The 17,718-nt window shown below is 69.9% G+C and carries 13 protein-coding genes and 4 pseudogenes; 4 read left to right on the forward strand and 13 right to left on the reverse strand.

Going from position 1 to position 17,718, the window contains the following annotated elements:
* Positions 1 to 58 precede the first annotated feature (58 nt).
* Complete coding sequence (locus FCI23_RS33080; protein WP_265737785.1) at positions 59 to 727, reverse strand: nitrilase-related carbon-nitrogen hydrolase; 669 nt, start codon at positions 725 to 727, stop codon at positions 59 to 61.
* Between the two features lie 267 nt (positions 728 to 994).
* Positions 995 to 2,443: an NCS2 family permease gene (locus FCI23_RS33085; RefSeq protein ID WP_136727712.1), complete on the reverse strand. Its 1,449-nt coding sequence runs from the start codon at positions 2,441 to 2,443 to the stop codon at positions 995 to 997.
* Positions 2,444 to 2,823: 380 nt separating this feature from the next.
* Between FCI23_RS33085 and FCI23_RS33090 the strand changes: the two genes are divergently transcribed.
* Positions 2,824 to 3,597, forward strand: a complete 774-nt coding sequence (locus tag FCI23_RS33090) for a GntR family transcriptional regulator (RefSeq protein WP_136727713.1) — start codon at positions 2,824 to 2,826, stop codon at positions 3,595 to 3,597.
* Positions 3,598 to 3,627: 30 nt separating this feature from the next.
* Here the strand turns inward: FCI23_RS33090 and FCI23_RS33095 are convergent, their stop codons facing one another.
* The 11 genes and pseudogenes from FCI23_RS33095 to FCI23_RS33145 all read right to left on the reverse strand — a co-directional run bounded on the left by FCI23_RS33095 (position 3,628) and on the right by FCI23_RS33145 (position 15,319).
* A complete protein-coding gene (locus FCI23_RS33095; RefSeq protein ID WP_246144283.1) occupies positions 3,628 to 5,235 on the reverse strand; it encodes an alpha/beta hydrolase in 1,608 nt (535 codons plus the stop codon).
* Positions 5,236 to 5,380: 145 nt separating this feature from the next.
* Positions 5,381 to 6,538: an ROK family transcriptional regulator gene (locus tag FCI23_RS33100; protein WP_169317044.1), complete on the reverse strand. Its 1,158-nt coding sequence runs from the start codon at positions 6,536 to 6,538 to the stop codon at positions 5,381 to 5,383.
* A 699-nt stretch (positions 6,539 to 7,237) separates the two neighbouring features.
* Positions 7,238 to 7,603, reverse strand: a pseudogene (locus tag FCI23_RS33110) (mismatch-specific DNA-glycosylase); the annotation flags it as partial.
* Positions 7,604 to 7,658: 55 nt separating this feature from the next.
* Positions 7,659 to 9,101 (reverse strand): adenylosuccinate lyase, encoded by a 1,443-nt coding sequence (gene purB, locus FCI23_RS33115; RefSeq protein WP_136727715.1) that lies wholly within the window; start codon positions 9,099 to 9,101, stop codon positions 7,659 to 7,661.
* A gap of 22 nt (positions 9,102 to 9,123) precedes the next feature.
* Positions 9,124 to 9,894, reverse strand: a complete 771-nt coding sequence (locus FCI23_RS33120) for an SGNH/GDSL hydrolase family protein (RefSeq protein WP_136727716.1) — start codon at positions 9,892 to 9,894, stop codon at positions 9,124 to 9,126.
* A 13-nt stretch (positions 9,895 to 9,907) separates the two neighbouring features.
* Complete coding sequence (locus tag FCI23_RS33125) at positions 9,908 to 10,951, reverse strand: hemolysin family protein (RefSeq protein WP_136727717.1); 1,044 nt, start codon at positions 10,949 to 10,951, stop codon at positions 9,908 to 9,910.
* Positions 10,948 to 12,297: a hemolysin family protein gene (locus FCI23_RS33130; protein ID WP_136727718.1), complete on the reverse strand. Its 1,350-nt coding sequence runs from the start codon at positions 12,295 to 12,297 to the stop codon at positions 10,948 to 10,950. Before FCI23_RS33130 ends, FCI23_RS33125 begins: the two co-directional genes overlap by 4 nt.
* Positions 12,298 to 12,393: 96 nt before the next feature.
* A pseudogene (locus FCI23_RS33135) lies at positions 12,394 to 12,699 on the reverse strand (GNAT family N-acetyltransferase); the annotation flags it as partial.
* 48 nt (positions 12,700 to 12,747) lie between these two features.
* On the reverse strand, positions 12,748 to 13,167 hold the full coding sequence (locus tag FCI23_RS60420; protein WP_136727719.1) for a GNAT family N-acetyltransferase: 420 nt from the start codon (positions 13,165 to 13,167) through the stop codon (positions 12,748 to 12,750).
* 639 nt (positions 13,168 to 13,806) lie between these two features.
* Positions 13,807 to 13,950: pseudogene (locus FCI23_RS64020) on the reverse strand (DUF5372 family protein); the annotation flags it as partial.
* A gap of 160 nt (positions 13,951 to 14,110) precedes the next feature.
* The gene (locus tag FCI23_RS33145) at positions 14,111 to 15,319 is read right to left on the reverse strand and encodes a L,D-transpeptidase (RefSeq protein ID WP_136727720.1); all 1,209 of its coding nucleotides are present in this window, start codon (positions 15,317 to 15,319) and stop codon (positions 14,111 to 14,113) included.
* Positions 15,320 to 16,294: 975 nt separating this feature from the next.
* Here FCI23_RS33145 and FCI23_RS33150 point away from each other — a divergent pair.
* From FCI23_RS33150 to FCI23_RS62525, 3 genes and pseudogenes are all read left to right on the forward strand, one after another.
* Positions 16,295 to 16,713, forward strand: a pseudogene (locus FCI23_RS33150) (pyridoxal-phosphate dependent enzyme); the annotation flags it as partial.
* A gap of 313 nt (positions 16,714 to 17,026) precedes the next feature.
* Positions 17,027 to 17,287 (forward strand): DUF4394 domain-containing protein, encoded by a 261-nt coding sequence (locus tag FCI23_RS62520; protein WP_265737783.1) that lies wholly within the window; start codon positions 17,027 to 17,029, stop codon positions 17,285 to 17,287.
* 10 nt (positions 17,288 to 17,297) lie between these two features.
* Positions 17,298 to 17,588, forward strand: coding sequence for a hypothetical protein (locus FCI23_RS62525; RefSeq protein ID WP_265737784.1), 291 nt, complete (start codon positions 17,298 to 17,300; stop codon positions 17,586 to 17,588).
* Positions 17,589 to 17,718: the final 130 nt, after the last annotated feature.

A 17,718-nucleotide genomic window follows, 5' to 3' on the forward strand; every position in this document is an offset into this window, starting at 1 on the left:
TCCCACGCCCCGTACACCTTCCAAGCCGGCCCGCGCGCTCTGGCGGACCTGCGTGCGCTCATGCCGGGACGCGTCCCCGCCGCCGCGGCGCGAAGCGGCGGACTTCCGGTGCCGGGTCCCGGGCTCGCGGTGGCCGGTGAAGGGCGCGCGGGGACGGGAGCGCCGACGGGGGCCCCGCCCGACCGCGCGTCCCGCCGACTGCCGCAGTGGGCCACCCGCCGCGCCGAACAGGAGAACGGCCGATGAGCCATGCCCCCCGCGACACCGACGCCCTGCGACAGGCCCTCGCCGAGAACCGCGACGAACCGGAGGGCCCGGCGCGCAACGCCGGTGCCGAGCTGCTCGTCCAGCAGGCCGAGACAACCGGCGATGCCCCGCTGCTGGTCGACACCCTGTTGTCACCGTGGGGCGGGAAGTGCCGGTCGTAGCAGATGTAGACGCCCACCTCGCCGACCGCGGTGTCGAACACCGGCACCGCGATGACCATGCTGAGCTCCTTGGCAGGCGCCTGCATCCGTACGATCGTCGGACCGTCCGGTACCGGTTCCGCCCACCGGTAGTGCTCGGGTTCCTGGACCTGGCAGAAGTACGGCGCGTTGAGGACCTCCTGGAAGCCGATGATCTGCGCCCCCTGCGGCGCCGCCTCCCGGGCGTATCGCTCGTGCAGTTCGGTCATCGACTCCTTGTCGCCGGTCCACTTGGTCTGGACGAGCGCCGCGCGCACGATTCGATTCCCTGGCTCCGGATCGCTGTTCCGGCAAGGCGCGGAGGGAGAATTCCTGCGGGGAGTCCGCGCGGTCAGCGAGCGCGGGATCGGCGCGAGGCGCCGATGCCTCACGCGCGTGGGTCACGTCACACAGGTGGGCGCGAACGGCTGGGAACTCCGGTGGGACGCCATCAGTTGCACAGGACGGGCCGGAGCACACAGCCGGCCCGGCCAAGACGGCTCCGACCGGGTACCCCCGTCCCGGTCGGAGCCTTTGGCTGTCGCGGGCTATCTGACGCCCAGCAGCTGCTCGACCGGATCGATCGCGAAATACACCAGGAAAAGCGCCGAGGTGGCCCACAGCAGCCAGTGCACCTCACGGGCCTTGCCGAGTACGGCCTTGAGCACCACGTAGGCGAGGAATCCGGCGCCGATGCCGTTGGTGATGGAGTACGTGAACGGCATCACCGCGATCGTCAGGAACGCGGGGACCGCGATCTCGTACTTGTCCCAGTCGATGTGCCGCACGTGCGTCATCATCAGGAAGCCGACCGCGACGAGTGCCGGAGCGGCGGCCTGCAACGGCACGATGGTCAGCAGCGGGCTGAGGAAGAGCGCGACGGCGAACAGCCCACCGGTGATCACATTGGCGAAGCCGGTGCGGGCACCCTCGCCGACTCCGGAGGCCGATTCGATGAAGGCGGTGTTGGAGGAGGCGGAGGCGGCGCCGCCCGCGACGGCCGCGGCACCGTCGATCAGCAGCACCCGGCCGAGGTTGGGCACATTGCCCTCTTCGTCCAGCAGCCCGGCCTCGGCGCTGATGCCGACGATGGTGCCCATGGCGTCGAAGAAGTCCGACAGCACCAGGGTGAAGATCAGCAGCACCACGGTGATCGCCGAGGTTCTGCTGAACGCCCCGAAGAGACTGAAGTGTCCGACGAGGCCGAAGTCCGGCGTGGAGAAGACGTCACTGGGGAGCTTCGGTGTCGTCAGGCCCCAGCTCTTGATGTCGGCGATGGAGTTGATGATGATCGCGAGGATGGTCATCGCCACGATGCTGATCAGAATCGCGCCTTTCACTCTGCGCGCGAGCAGGGCGATGGTCAGCAGCACGCCGAGGCAGAAGACCAGTATCGGCCACCCCGACAGGGTTCCGCTGCCGCCCAGTTGCACGGGCACGGTCGTGTTCGAGACATCCGGGACACGGGTCACGAAGCCGGCGTCGACGAAGCCGATGAAGGCGATGAACAGGCCGATGCCGACGCTGATCGCCTGTTTCAGCGGTGTCGGAATCGCGCGCATGATCGCCTCACGGAGGCCGGTGACCACCAGGACGCAGATGAGCAGGCCTTCGAGGACAACGAGTCCCATCGCGTCGGGCCAGCTCATGAGCGGAGCCAGCTGGAAGGCCACCACTGCGTTCAGGCCCAGCCCCGCCGCGATCGCCAGTGGCAGATTGCCTCCCAGGCCCATGATCACGGTCATCACAGCCGCCGCCAGGGCGGTGGAGGTGGCAAGTTGGCCGGTGGAGAGCGAGTGCCCGAACTTGTCCTTTGCGCTACCGAGGATGATCGGGTTCAGCACGAGGATGTACGCCATCGTAAAGAAGGTGGCGAATCCGCCACGTATCTCACGGGCGAGGGTCGAGCCGCGCTCGGCGATCCGGAAGTAGCGGTCGAGCTGACTGCCAGGTGTGGGAGGTGGAACCTTCGCCGTGTCAGCGGGCTGGGCGGGCATGGAACTCCTCGGTTTTCAACAGTAAGTCAACTTTGGCGCTCCGGGGATTGTGTACGCGCCGTGGGTCCTCCAGGTTTTCGGCATGTTTCCTCGTGTTAACGAAACCATGCGTACATAAGACGATGGCGGCTTGCCTCGGCACCGCCGAACTCACTGCCGGAGCCGTCCATTGCTGTGCGGCTCGCGGCCCGCCGGTAACGCGCGGCACTGTGCGCGTGGGGTGACGAGGCCTGCGGATCGCCGACGATCTGTCCGCGCTGTACGGGGTCGGCCCGCGCGGCGCGTATTGGTCTTGACCAAGTCGGACGCCCGGGCCTATCGTCGCGTAGTAGTGCAAGGACCTTTAATAAATACTGATGCGGAAAAGACCGGAGGACAGGGTGGCGACGACACAGCTCGAGCCGGTGCAGGAGCCCAAGTACTGGCACCTCAAGACCGTCCTCCAGGAGGCGCTCGACTCCGAATTCTCGGTCGGTGAGATCCTGCCCAATGAGCGTGACCTCGCGGCTCGTTTCGGAGTGGCCCGGGCCACCCTCCGGCAGGCGCTGGAACAGCTGGAGCTGGAAGGACGCCTCCAGCGCCGCCGTGGCGTCGGCACCACCGTCGCCCCGCCCCGGATGGGCATCGCTGTCGGCACTACCGGTGCGTCAGAGGGCGCGTGGCCGGGTAGCGGCAGCGAGTCGTGGCGCACGGTCGGCTGCGCGGAAGCCGTCCCGCCCGCCGCTGTCGCCGCGGTTCTCGGCACCGGCACGGACGAGCTGGTGCACACCGTCCGCCGGGTGCGGATGATGCAGGGCCAGTCCGTCGCCACCGAACTGATCTTTGTGCCGTCGGGGTCCGTGCCCGCTCTGCCCGCGCTGCTCACCCCGGCGGCGCACGCCCCCGCCGTCCTGCGCGAGCTGCACGCCATGGCCCTGGAGAGCGAGGACCGAGCCGTGGAGCTGGGCTCCGCCCGCGCCGAGGACGCCAAGCAGCTCGATCGGCTGCCCGGCGCGCCCGTCCTGGTCGTCACCACCCGTTACCGCACGGGCCAAGGCGTTGCCGCGGTGTCCGTGGCCACGTACCGGGCCGACACCTGCCGGCTCACGTTCGGCGAGACGGGCACGGTGCAGATCAGCCACCACGAGCAGGAGGAGCGCCGCGAGGCCTCCTGACCTGGCCGGCGGCGATCCCGTCGGCTGCCGTCAGTACAAGTGCCCTGTGTTCGCGTCCGATGCCCCCGCCCGGCCGGTCGGCACGGGGGCGGGGTGCCCTTCGCACCGCACATCCGCGTCGTCCACTGTTCCTTTGACGAGGTAGCGGTCGACCGATGCGCTGACGCACGGGTTCCAGATGCTGACCAACCCGTGCGAACCCGCGCCGGTCTCGGTGATCAGCCGCGACCCGGGCAGCCTGCTGTGCAGCTCCAGCGCACCCTCGTACGGGGTCGCGGCGTCGCGATCCGACTGGAGGATCAGTACCGGCGGCAGATCCGAACCCTCCGGCACCCCGACATCCACCGGGTGCCCCGCCGGGACCGGCCAGTAGGCGCAGGGCAGGTTCAGCCAGGCGTTGGCCCAGGTCTCGAACGGATACCGCTTGGCGACCCGCGAGTTGTCGCGATGCCACACCCGCCAGTCACGCGGCCAGTCCGAGTCGCCGCACTCCACGGCCAGGTACGCCGCGTCACCGTTCTCCGCCGACTTGGCCGCCTTGGAAGTGGACGTGGTGGTCGCGATCAGCGCCTTCGCGTTCCCGTCAAGATAGCTGGCCAGCAGATGGGCGAACGGCACCCACTCCTGGTCGTAGTACGCGGCCTGCACCGCCGCGCTGTGCAGTTGACCGGCCCCGGCTCTGCTTCCCGCCGGGTGCTTGCCGAGTTGCCGGGCCGCCCGGTCGAACGACGCCTGCACCCGCTCAGGCGTCGAGCCGAGCCGGTACACCCGGTCGTACCGGGCCGCCCATGCCTTCCAGTCCGCCCAGCGGCTTTCGAACGCCACGTCCTGCACAAGGTTGGCGCCGTACCAGATGCCGCGCGGATCCGGGTTCACCACACTGTCCGTGACCATGCGCCGCACATGGGAGGGGAAGAGAGTGGCGTAAACCGCCCCCAGATAGGTGCCGTACGACACGCCGAAGTAATTGAGCCGCTTTTCGTGCAATGCGGCCCGGATCACATCGAGGTCGCGCGCCATGTCCGCCGTCGTCATGTGCGCCAGCAGCTCGCCCGCGCGCCGCGCGCACCCCTCCGCCATGCTCTGCGCCGCCAGCTGCCTCATCTGCAGCACCGCGGCCGTGGGACGGCGCGGATCGGCGGTCGGTGCGCGCTGGTGGTCGGCCGGCTTCTCACAGGAGAGCGGTGCGGAGTAACCGACGCCACGCGGGTCGAATCCCACCAGATCGTACGCGTCGGCCGCCGCGGCCCAGATCCTACGGGTGGGCTGGGGCGCCCCGGGGACGCCGACCAGCGGAAACCACAGGCCGGACCCACCAGGACCACCCGGGTTGAACACGAGCGCGCCCTGCCGCCGGCCCGGCCGCCCGGCCGCCCGGAGCCGGCTCACCAACAGCTTGATCGTGGGCCCGTCGGGCAGCTCGTAGTCCACCGGCACCGTCACCCGGCCGCACTGGACCGGAGCCTTCAGGCCGCTGTCCGCGGGACACGCGCCGAAGCGGATCCCCGCGGTCCGCGCCCGTCCGGCCGCCAGCACGGCACCGGCCGGTGCCTGGTCCGCGGCACGGGCGGTAGCCGGTGTGGCCGGTGCTCCCGCCGCCAGCGCCAGCGACACGATCGGAATCACTGCTCGCCGCACGCGGATCGTCCTCTCCTCGGCCGCCGCCCCGGAGGCGGGGCGGTCGGGCACGGTCTACGTCGAGAGGAATCGTCGGCTGGTCGGACAAGCAGCCAAAACAGGCGTGCCGGTCAGCGGCCGGTAATTCGCCCGAATGGGCAGGGGTTCAGCGGCGCGCCAACGGGGCCTGCTCCACCGCGAACAGCTGCTCCTCCACATGGTCCAGCGCCAGCCGCAGCGCGCCCGTCGCGATCACCCCCTCGCCCAGCGCGGACAGCGCCACCTCCGGCGGCCGCAAGCAGTAGAGCGCCAGCTGTTCGCGCAGCGGCTCCAGTACGCCGTCCAGTCCCGCCGCCCACCCGCCTACCACCACCAACTCCGGGTCGATGGCCAGCACCAGCGCCGCGACATCGTGCACCAGCCGCCGCAGAAAGCGGTTCACGGCCTCCAGGGCCTGCGGATCGCCCTCCTTGGCGAGCGCGAACACCCGCGCCACCGCTCCTTCGTCCAGCGGATGGAGGGGGGTGCCGGTGGTCGACAGCAGATGCTCCGGAGTCACCTCCCGGCCCAGCAGATGCAGGGCCCCGATCTCGCCCGCCGCCCCGCCGAAGCCGCGGTGCAGCCGGCCGCCGATCAGCGAACCCGCGCCGGGGCTCAGCCCAGCCAGTACGAAGACGGCGTCATCGGTCCCCACCGCCGCACCCTGCCAGTGCTCCGCCACGACCGCCACGTTCGCGTCGTTCTCCACCAGCACCGGACATCGGAACGAACGCTGCAGACGTTCCCCGAGCGGCAGCCCGGTCCAGCCCGGCAGCGCCGTGCACAGCCGCACCACGCCGTCCGCCTCCACAATGCCGGGGGTGCCGACGCCGACCGCCCACAGCGTGCCGCGCGCCACCGAGGACCTGCGAAGCAGCTCCGCGACAGTGCCCCGGACCCGCTCCAGCCGCTCCTCCGCCGAGGCCGACTCATCCACGTCATGCCGGTGCGAGCCCAGGGGCGTTCCGCTCAGGTCGGACAGCACCGCCCGCACCTGGTGCGCCCCCACCTCGATCCCCAGCAGATGCCCCGCCTCCGCATGGAACCGGAATCTGCGAGCCGGCCGGCCCTGTTTCCGCGCGTCAGCGGGGTCCGGCGGCACCTCCACCACCAGGCCCGACTCCGCCAGGCCCTCGATGACACCCTCGACCGTCGGCCGAGACAGCCCGGTGACCCTCATCAGCTCGGTCAGGCTGGGGGTCTCCGCGTCGCGCAGGGCATGCAGCACCACCGCGGAATTGATCCGCCTGAGCAGGGACGGGTCCCCCCCGGTGAACCGCCCCAATGTGAGTCCTCCCAGCATTGTGCGTGTGTGTGGGCGGATTGTACCTGTCGGTGTCGTACGGGCGAACACCGGCTGCCCGCCACAGCTGGGACCCTAGCCGAAGGGGATTTAACGGGGACCTAAGGGGGGTTTAACGGGGGCTCAAGTGTCGTACCAGCGCGGTCTACTGGACGCATGGACCTCGCCGCCCACCTCAGCGCCATCGACCTGCTGCGCGCCCGTCCCGGCTGCCACATCACCGACCTCCAGATCAGTGAGGATTTCTGGGAGGACGACGACAGCCGCCGGCCCCGGGCGCGGGACGACTTCGGGGCCGGCTGCCAGGCCCTCGTCGATCTGCTCACCGAGCGCTGGGGCGAGCCGGAGGTGCTCGACCTGGGCGGCCACCTGGAGCAGCTCGTGGCGGGCGAGCGTGTCGCGCCGCCGCTCAATGCGCTGTGCGGTTACGTCCCCGAGCTGTACCTCTGGCGGCCGGACGGCCGCTGGACAGCGATAGGCGTCGGACAGGGGGGCGAGGAGCTGCCGTTCCAGCTGGTCGCCGCGGTATCGGACGGTGATCCCCGCTAGGCCCTGTCTGACAAATAGGCGCCGGCCGCCCGGAGGGCGGGCCCCGTGGGGGCTGGTGCGTGCGATCGCGAGGCGGAGGATCGGCGTCGTCTTTCGTAGCCGGGCTACTCGGGCGACTCGACAACACAGCGAGCGTCCGTACTCCTCGGCCATGGTGGCGGCCGTCCAGTGGGCGTTGAGCCCGCTCGGGTTGGGCAGCGCCCAAATCCGGGTCGGCCCGATCATGCGCTCCTGCGGGCCGATCCGCGCCTGCCGGTCGGCGAAGGCCACCCTGTACGCGGTGACGCCGACCACCGCGAGCCAGCGCGGCTCGTACTGCCGCACCGTCTCCACCAGGATCGCGCCGCCCTCGCGCAGTTCCTCCTGGGAGAGCTCGTCGGCGCGCGCGGTGGCCCGTGCCGCGACATTGGTGATGCCCAGGCCGTACGAGAGCAGTTCGTGCTGCTCGGACGGCCTGAGCTGCCGTGGTGTGAAGCCGGAGATGTGCAGCACCGGCCATGGGGGCACCTCCCAGACGGAGTCTTGGGAGGTTCCCCGGGCGGGCGAAGTGGCGTCAGAGAATCGCCCCGGGCGTGTAAGCGGCGGCCTGCGGGTACCGCTCGGCGACCTCGCCGATCCGCCGGACGACTTCCGCCACCTGGCCGGACGCGTCGCCGGTGAAGGAGAGCCGGTCGGCCATCAGGGCGTCCAGCTGCGCGCGGTCCAGCGGCATTCGCTCGTCCTCGGCGAGCCGGTCGAGCAGTTCGTTGCGCTCGGCGCCCTTCTCACGCATGGCGAGGGCGGAGGCCACGGCGTGCTCCTTGATGACCTCGTGGGCGATCTCCCGGCCGACGCCGGCGCGGATGGCGGCCATCAGGACCTTGGTGGTGGCGAGGAACGGCAGGTAGCGGTCCAGTTCGCGGGCGATGACAGCCGGGAAGACACCGAACTCGTCGAGCACGGTCAGGAAGGTCTCCAGCAGGCCGTCGATGGCGAAGAACGCGTCCGGAAGGGCGACCCGGCGCACCACCGAGCAGGAGACATCGCCCTCGTTCCACTGGTCGCCGGCCAGCTCGCCGACCATCGAGGCGTAGCCGCGCAGGACCACCGCGAGGCCGTTCACGCGCTCGCAGGAGCGGGTGTTCATCTTGTGCGGCATCGCGGACGAGCCGACCTGGCCCGGCTTGAAGCCCTCGGTGACCAGTTCGTGGCCGGCCATCAGCCGGATCGTCTTCGCCAGCGACGACGGTGCCGCCGCCAGCTGGACCAGCGCGGTGACGGCGTCGTAGTCCAGCGAGCGCGGGTAGACCTGGCCGACGGAGGTGAAGGCCCGCGAGAAACCCAGGTGCCCGGCGATCCGCTGCTCCAGCTCGGCGAGCTTGGCGGTCCCGCCAGCTCCTCCGCCGAGCAGGTCCAGCATGTCCTGGGCAGTGCCGACCGGGCCCTTGATGCCGCGCAGCGGATAGCGGCCGAGCAGGTCCTCCACCCGCTCGAAGGCGACCAGCAGCTCGTCGGCGGTGGTCGCGAAGCGCTTGCCGAGGGTGGTGGTCTGGGCAGCGACATTGTGCGACCGGCCGGCCATCACCAGCTCGGCGTACTCGGCGGCGAGCTTCCCGAGCCGGGCGAGCACCGCCACCGTACGGTCGCGGACATGCTCCAGGGAGAGCCTGATCTGCAGCTGCTCGACATTCTCGGTCAGATCGCGGGACGTCATACCCTTGTGGATGTGCTCATGCCCGGCGAGCGCGTTGAACTCCTCGATCCGGGCCTTGACGTCGTGCCGGGTGACCTTCTCGCGCTCGGCGATCGAGGCGAGGTCGACCTGCTCCAGGACCCGCTCGTAGTCCGCCAGTGCCTGGTCCGGCACCTCGATACCGAGATCCTTCTGCGCCCGCAGTACAGCGAGCCACAGACGGCGCTCCAGCACCACCTTCTGCTCGGGGGACCAGAGGCTGGCGAGCTCCGCGGAGGCGTAGCGGCCGGCCAGGACGTTGGGGATGCGCGGCTTAGCAGTCACGTGGCAAGAGTCTACTGGCAGCTCACAGCTCGTACGGCAGCAGCTCGGCGCGCTTGGGCGGCAGTCCGTCGCCCGACGAACGGCCGGTCAGCCGCCTGCCGATCCAGGGCACCAGATGCTCGCGGGTGAACCGCAGATCCGCGCCGCGCCGGGTGGCCCAGCCCAGGGGCAGGGCGGCGGGAAGCGGCTCGGTCCAGTCGTGTCCGGGCAGGTGGCCAAGCGCCTGCCACACGGCTTCGGCGACCCGGCGGTGGCCCTCCGCGTTCAGATGCAGCCGGTCGTCCGCCCACATCCGCGGATCGCCGAGCACTCCGGCCCCGTACAGGTCGACGACAACCGCGCCGTGGCGCGCGGCCAGCTCGTCGACGGATCGGAAGAGCTGCTCCATCCTCGGTAGGAACCGGGTGGCGACCGGGCCCCGCCGGATGGGGCTGCGCATGAGGACCAGCTGCCTGCAACTCGGCGCGAGCCGTTGCACGGACTGCTCCAGCAGCGCGCAGACCTCGTCCACGTCGCACTTGGGCCGCAGGGTGTCGTTGAGGCCGCCGACCAGCGCGACCAGGTCGGCGTCCATGGAGGCGGCGGTGTCAACTTGTTCGTCCGCGATCTGGCGGATGAGCTTGCCGCGCACCGCGAGGTTGGCGTAGCGGAAGCCCTCCGTACGGGCGGCGAGCCGGGCGGCGAGGAGGTCGGCCCAGCCCCGGTAGGAACCGTCCGGGAGGCCGTCGGACATGCCCTCGGTGAAGGAGTCCCCAAGCGCGACAAAGCTGTTGTACGTGACATTGATATGCATGGCGCGGGCGATCCTACCTGTCACTGCGCCACGGCTGTGAGACAGCCTTCGCGGGGCCGACGAGTTCCTTGAGCACGTCCTCCATCGTGACCAGCCCGATCCCGCGCCCGGCATCGTCGACCACCGCCGCGAGGTGGGTACCGCTCGCCCGCATCATGGTGAGGACGTCGTCGAGCGGAGTGGTGGTCTTGACCCTGATGACCGGGCGCAGCGCGCTGCGCGGGAACGGCTGGTCCCTCGGGGTGGCGTCGAGCGCGTCCTTGACGTGCAGATAGCCGAGCACCCGCCCGTCCCCGTCGACGACCGGGAAGCGGGAGAACCCGGACTCGGCGGCGAGCCGCTCCAGCCCCTCCGGGGTGATCCCCAGCGGCGCGCGCACCACGTGCTCCGACGGCAGCAGGACCTCGCCGACCGGGCGGCGGCCCAGCTCCAACGCGTCCTGGAGGCGTTCTGCGGCCCGCTTGTCCAGCAGCCCGGCTTGTCCGGCGTCCGTCACCATCCGGGACAGCTCGTAGTCGGAGAAGACGGCGACCACCTCGTTCTTCGGCTCCACACGCAGCAGCCTCAGCAGGGCGTTGGCCATGGCGTTGACCGCGAGGATGACCGGCCGCAACGCGCGGGCGAGGGCAACCAGCGGCGGGCCGAGCAGCAGCGCGGTGCGCACCGGGGCGGCCAGCGCGATGTTCTTGGGGACCATCTCGCCAAAGAGCATGTGCAGATAGGTCGCCACCGTCAGCGCGATCACGAACGCGACCGGGTGGATGAACCCCTCCGGGACGGACAGCGCGTGAAAGAGAGGTTCCACGAGATGGGCCATGGCCGGTTCGGCGACGATGCCCAGCACCAGAGTGCAGAGAGTGATGCCGAACTGCGCGGCTGCCAGCAGCGGCGAGAGGTGCTGCAGCCCCCACAGCACACTGCGGGCGCGCCGCTCGCCCGCCTCGGCCTGCGGCTCGACCTGGCTGCGCCGTACGGAGATCATCGCGAACTCGGCGCCGACGAAGAAGGCGTTGAGAACGACGGTCACTGCCCCGGCCAGGAGTTGCAGGGCGGTCATTGGGCGCTCGCCCCGCCCTCGCCCGCGCCCGCGCCGTCCTGCGGCGCGGGCGCGGTGAGCCTCAAGCGCGCCGCGCGCCGGCCGGTGTCCTCGGTGACTTCGAGCAGCCAGCCGTCGACCTCGACGGTGTCGCCCACTACCGGGATCCGGCCGAGCCGGTGGGCGACGAAACCGGCCAGGGTCTCGTAGGGGCCCTCGGGGGGGTGCAGGCCGATCTCCTCCAGCTGGTCGATACGGGTCGCGCCGTCGGCGTCGTACGTCCGCCGCTCCTCGTCGTCCTCCTCGACGAAGGCCAGGTCGGGCACCTCGAACGGGTCGTGCTCGTCGCGAACCTCGCCGACCACCTCCTCGACGATGTCCTCCAGCGTGACCACGCCCGCCGTGCCGCCGTACTCGTCGATCACCACGGCCATGGACTCCTCGCCGGAGAGCCGGTCGAGCAGCCGGTCCACGGTCAGCGACTCGGGGACCAGCAGCGGCTCGTGCATCAGCGAGGTGACCGGGCGCCGGGGGCGCTCGTCGGCGGGGATGGTGAGGACGTCCTTGATGTGCACGACACCGATGACGTTGTCCAGGCTGCCGCGGTAGACGGGAAAGCGGGAGAGCCCCGTGGCCCGGGTCGCGTTCGCGACGTCCTCGGCGGTGGCGCTGGCCTCCAGCGCGGTGACCTGCACCCGGGGGGTCATCACATTCTCGGCGGTGAGGTCCGCGAGGTTGAGGGTACGGACGAACAGCTCGGCGGTGTCGGCCTCGAGCGCGCCGGCCCGGGCGGAGTGGCGGGCGAGCGCCACCAGCTCGCCGGGGCCGCGGACGGAGGCCAGTTCCTGGGCCGGTTCCAGCCCGAAGCGCCGGACCGCCCGGTTGGCGGTGTTGTTCAGATGCCGGATCAGCGGGCCGAATGCCGAGGTGAAGGCACGCTGCGGCGCCGCCACGGCCTTGGCGACCGTCAGCGGGCTGGAGATCGCCCAGTTCTTGGGGACCAGCTCCCCGAAGACCATGAGTACGACGGTGGAGACGGCTGTACCGAGCACCAGCGCGGCCGACGAGGCCGTGGTTCCGGACAGCCCGACGGCCCGCAGCGGGCCGGTCAGCAGCTTGCCGACCGACCCTTCGGCCAGCATGCCGATCACCAGTCCGGTGACAGTGATGCCGAGCTGCGCGCCGGACAGTTGCAGGGTCAGGGTCCGTACGGCCTTCAGCGCGGCGGACGCGCCGCGCTCACCGGCCTGCGCAGCCCGTTCGAGGTCGACGCGCTCGACAGTGGTCAGTGAGTACTCGGCCGCCACGAAGACAGCGCAGACGAGGGTGAGCAGCAGCGCCGCGGCGAGAAGGAGCACTTCGGTCATGGGGACACCTCCGTCCCATGATCACTCATGGGGCGGACGCTTTCACCTCTCCTGAGGCGGAGACCTCTCCCCAAGAGTAAAGGATAGACAAAGCAGTCAGCTCGGAAGGGGAGCCGAGGGTGCCGGACGGGACTTATAGGCCGCGTGAACAGGTGGGGCGGCGTTCCTCCGGCCCACCTGTTCACGCGGCCTCAAAAGAGGCTTGGTCCAGCGCCGCCACTGCGGCTCACGCGCGTAGCCGGCCGCGCTCCACGCGTGCTGCGCCGGTTCGTTGCGCTCCAGCACCATCGCGTCGCCGCGCCGCCCGCCCAGCTCGGTCAAGCGCCGCTCGGCCGCCTCCAGCAGTGCGGTCGCTATTCCCTGTCGCCGGTGCCCCGGATGCACCGCCAGCCGGTACAGATGGCACGGCCAGCCGTCGGATTTTGCCTCCTCACAAACACCTCGCCGTGCCTATAGCGGCTTCACCCAGCGCCGCCAGTGGTCCTCACGATGGTAATCAGCCGCAGCCCACGTGTGGTGCGCCGGCTCGTTGGCTTCCAGGACCATGGCGTCAACCCGTCGCCCGCCCAGGGCGATGAATCGCTGTTCCGCTGCTTCCATCAAGGCGGTGGCGATGCCCTGCCGGCGGCAGCTCGGGTGTACAGCCAGCCGGTAGGCGGAGCATCGCCAACCATCGAAACCGGCTATGACGGTCCCCGCCAGTGAACCGTCACCCTCTGCGAGGAGCAGGGCTTCGGGGTCTCTTGAGATGAGTCGGGCTACCCCGTCGTAGTCGTCGCTGATGCTCGTTCCTTCTGCGGCTTCACGCCAGAACTGCAGCACGGCTTCGATATCTGTGAGGTCGGCGCAACGGATGTGGAGATCACTCATCGGGTGAGCCAAGCAGAGCGCCGCCCTGTTCGGCGAACGATTTCCGTGCTGAGGAATGGAGAGAGGCGTGGGCTTCTGGGCGCGTACAAACCAAGGGCTCGCGGGCGCCGGGACCGGCGCCCTACCGCATCGGCCTGCGTCTTGGGCAACTCGCCGCCCTAACCGGACGCCAGTGGCCCGCTCGAACAGGGCGCCCGGTTGGCCGCGTGCATCTGGTGGGCTGGACGGCCGAGGGTGAGGCGTCCGGCCGCGCGCATCCTCGACCCTGTTTTCGTTTACCCACCATGTGAATGCGTCGCGATCCTTGAGCCTGTGGGAAAGCAGGTCTGGCCTGCGGGTTTGGGTGATGTGCGGTATGTGCATTGTGTGCGTTACGGGCGATATCTTGACGCTGAAATGACGCTCGCCGAAGTATCTGGCGCCGACACCACCATGTTCGCCAAGACCATGACCATCTCGGCGCGTTCGGACTCCCACCGCATCGGGCCCCGCCGTTCCGCCCTGCACCCCGCCCGCAGCCTCCACGTCCAGGATGCCTACGCCTTCTTTGCCCGCGACAGGGCGCAAAAGAGCATTGACCAGCGGCTGAAGTGCGACCAGAGCCTCCGGCGCCAACCGGAAACACCCCGCCTCGGGTCCTTGATCCGTCCATCCCTCGGGCACAGTGATCCTCCCGGTCGGCCCACCCTCACAGGTAATCGTCCGTCCGCGCCGCGTCCGCTGAGTCAGCAACACCCCAAGCCGCTGACCGACCAAGGGATGGAAAGGATGCGTCACGACCACGGAATCCCACGGACCCCTGGCCAAACTGGCACTATGCCGCCCACGGTAGGTGCCGCACTTGCCAGGTCACCCAATCCCGGTTCGGGTGCGCGGCCGGTCGCGTTGTGGCCTCCGCTGCGCATCCGTCACGTCTTTCTTCGGTCGGCGAAAAAGGCCGGACCTATACCAGGGCGCTGCCGGCTTTCCAGGTGGCCCAGTCGACGTTCCAGTCGCCGTAGCCGTTGTTGGTGGGCACGGTGTCCTTGGATTTGACGACGGTGACAGGGTCGCCGGGTTGGACGCGCTCGTAGAACCGCTTGGCGTCCGTGGTGCTCATGCCGATGCAGCCATGGCTGCCGTTGATCTTGCCGAACTTGCCCTCGTTCCAGGGGGCGGCGTGCGTGTAGGTGCCGGACGGGGTGAGCTGGACGTCCCACTTGACGTCCTTGAGGTTGTACGCCTCAGTGCCGAAGATCTTCACGGTCTTGGAGTCCATGGTGATGCTCGGGACCTTGCTCAGCACGACCATGGTGCCGTTCCAGGTTTCGAAGCCCGCTTTGCCGGTGGAGACCGGCAGGGTCTCCACCACCTTGCCGCTCTCGGCGAGGGTCAGCTGCTTCCTCACCACGTCGATGGTGGTGACGACCGACTTGCCGATGGTGAAGCCGACGATCCGATCCTGAGTTCCGTACACCCCGCCGCCCGCGTCCACGCCGGCCAGATTCACGCGGAGGGTCACTGCTGTGCCCGGCTTCCAGTACATCTTGGGCCGGTAGTCGATGCGGTCCTTGCCGTCACGGTCCTTCATCCAGCTCCACGCGCCCTCGACCGTGGGGGAGGCGGTGACCGACAGCTTCCGCTCGACCGCCGCTTTGTCGGTGATGGGCTTGTTGAAGGTGATGGAGACCGGCATGCCGACACCGACCGTGGTGCCCTTGTCGGGGGCGTAGGTGCCGGCGAAGGAGTTCTGCGCCGCCTCGGTGGTGAAGGTGCTGGTGTTGGCCAACGCTTTGCCGCCGGACGCCGTGCCGCGCGCGGTCACGGTGTACGTCGCGCCGGGGGCCAGAGCGGTGGTGGAGGTCCAGGTGGCCTTGTCCTTCGACCAGGAGCCGCCGACCTTGCCCGGTCCGGGGGAGCTCACCGTCACCGAGGACAATGTCCCACCGGCGGCTCGCACGGTGACCTTCTTCTGTATGGAGACCTTGCTGCTGTCGGTGGCGGGCTCGATCGATATCGCGGGCGCAGCGCTGCTGGCGCTGCCCCCACCGGTCGCCTGTGCGCCGCCTCCGGGCGTCTTCGAGGGGCTGCTGCATCCGGCCAGGACCACGCCAGCGGCCGCAGCCAGCGCGGCGGTCCTGTAATCGAGCCGCCGTATCGAGCGCTGTCGCATGGAGTCGGGTCTCCGTTCGCAAGGGTGCTCTAATTAGGTTGGCAGACGTCTCGGAAATGTGCCGTGGTGCCGGGTTCTCGGGGATACGGGAACGGACCGCCGACGGTATGTTGCAGACCCAGTAGGTAGAGAGACTACTCAGGGTTGGGGAGCGTCTCCGAATCTCGCACGCGCGGCGAGATTCGGCAGCCCGATCGGACGCGTCCAGCGTTCAGCGCAGCGGTCAGGTCCCAGGGGCCCACCCGAAAATCGCAGACGGTCTCAAGCCGAGGCGACGGTAGTACTGCTCGCATCGCTGGCTCCTGCTCATGGGCCGGGCCGGTTCGCGCTGTCCTGGATAGGCCGGGCGCACGGGCGATGTCGTGGAATGCGCGCCGCCGTCCTCCGGGCGCGGTGTGCTGTGCGCGACCGTACTGATCGCGTTGCTGACCCTGCTGCACGCGACCTTCTCCCCGGGGGCCTCCCATGTGGCGCTCCCGGACGCGGACCACTGCGCCAGCAGCCTCCGGTTTCCCGCCGCTCTGGCCCAAAGGGGTGACGACTGCGGCCAGGCCCGCGGGTGCGATCACGCCGAGGCGTCGCAGGCGGGTGGACGGGTGTGCGGTACGCACGAAGGATTCTCTCCTCGTTCGGGCGGTCCGCGCGGGTAGGTTCGGGCCGTGAAGATCGGCAGAGTCGGGTCGGTCCCTGCCAAACGGGAGGTCCCCTGCGAACGAAAGAATGGGCAAGCAGTGCCGTGCCGAGGCCGGCACAGGTGCGGTCTGCGGAGCTCGTGGGCCATAGGGTCCGGCGCCGTGAGCCGGACGGAACAGACACCAGGTCAGCAGCCGGGCCAGGACGGCAGCGAGGGAGCGTACGAGACGGACGAGAACCGACGGCAGCGCGGACAGCCGGCGGTCGGCGCCGTGCAGCAGCAGCGCCACCGCCACAGCCGCCAGGGCATGGGGTCCCCGTTCGTTCCCGACGACCGCGGGCTCCGCCCTCTACATGGTCCAGGCCGCCCGCGCCCGCGGTGCTCTCGCCCCGGGGCGCGGATCGTGGAATCCACCAGCGGCATCCTGGGCCTGGCCCTGGCCGGCACCGTCCACGGCCACCCGGTCACCGTCGTCACCGACCCCGGCATGGAGCCGCTGATGACCGGCCTGCTCACCGCGCACGGGGCCACCATCGACGTGGTGACCGAGTCGCACCCGGCCGGCGGCTGGCAACAGGCCCGCCCGGACCGGGTGCGCGAACCGCTGGCCGCCCACCTCGGCGCCTGGTGCCCCGATCAGGACCACAACCCCGACAACGTCGCCGCCTACGCCCCGCTCGCCCACGGACTGGTCGCCCGGCTCGGCCGCATCGACGTCCTGGTCGCCGGCGTCGGCACCGGCGGCCACTCGGCCACGGTTTGGTGTGCGCGGGAATGGTCAGAAGCAGGATCTCCAGGACCCGGCCGCGGTGGCGGCCGGGTCTGGCGGTGTTGGCCGGTCGCTGTGCGGGCAGCTTGCTGAGGCGATCGCTTCCATCCGCTCGCAGGGGGCCATGATCTTGGGGATGGAGCCCATCCGTGCTGGTGAGGACGGGGTTACTGGGTCGGGCGGCACGTCATCAGAGTGATCGCATCCCGGAGCCAGACGAGTGAATTGGCCCTGTGACCAGCATGTTCGTGTTGCTCAGGCGGCGTGCGCGAGCCTGGGTGGGGCGGGACCTGACACCTTAAGGATGAAGGTCTCCCAGCTGACGGTGGCCCTGTCCGGCAGCCGGTTCGGCGTCGACTTCAACGCGGTGGCCAACCGGCTGCGGGTGGTCAGCGACACCGGCCAGAAGTTGCGTCACACCATCGACGACAAGGCCGCCCCGCTCGGCACCTCGGTCGACGGCATGCTGACCAACCCGACCATGCCGCCGTCCACGGCCATGGGCGTCACGGGCGCCGCGTACACGAACAGCGACCTGAACGCCGCGACGCAACCACCCTGTTGACATCGACACCATGGCCGACCGCGTCTCCCTCCAGCCACCCGCCAACGCCGGCACCCTCGCCCCGGCTGGAAACCTCAGTGTGAACGCCGGCCCGGACGTCGGATTCGAACATGTAGTTCTCACCCAAGCACGGCACCAACCAGGGCTTCGCCGCCCTCAAAACCGCCGACAGCTCCTGCCTCTGGCCGACAGCTCCTGCCACTACGAGATCAACGTCCTCACCGGGCCCCGCCCACGACCTGGGCGCCTTCCCCAAGAACCTCAGGTCACCGACTTCGCCCTGCCCCTGAACCAGCACTGACACCCCCTGCGCGACGCGTGCGCCGGTGCGGGCGGCCGGGGCCTGTCACTCGTGTGGTCCGTGCCGAGGGGCGGCGGGTGACACGTGGTCATAGCGTCGGCTTTGTCCGATTCCGCTTTCCTGTGAAGGA

It is taken from the genome of Actinacidiphila oryziradicis (assembly GCF_005047355.1).
Classification (GTDB): Bacteria; Actinomycetota; Actinomycetes; order Streptomycetales; family Streptomycetaceae; genus Actinacidiphila; species Actinacidiphila oryziradicis.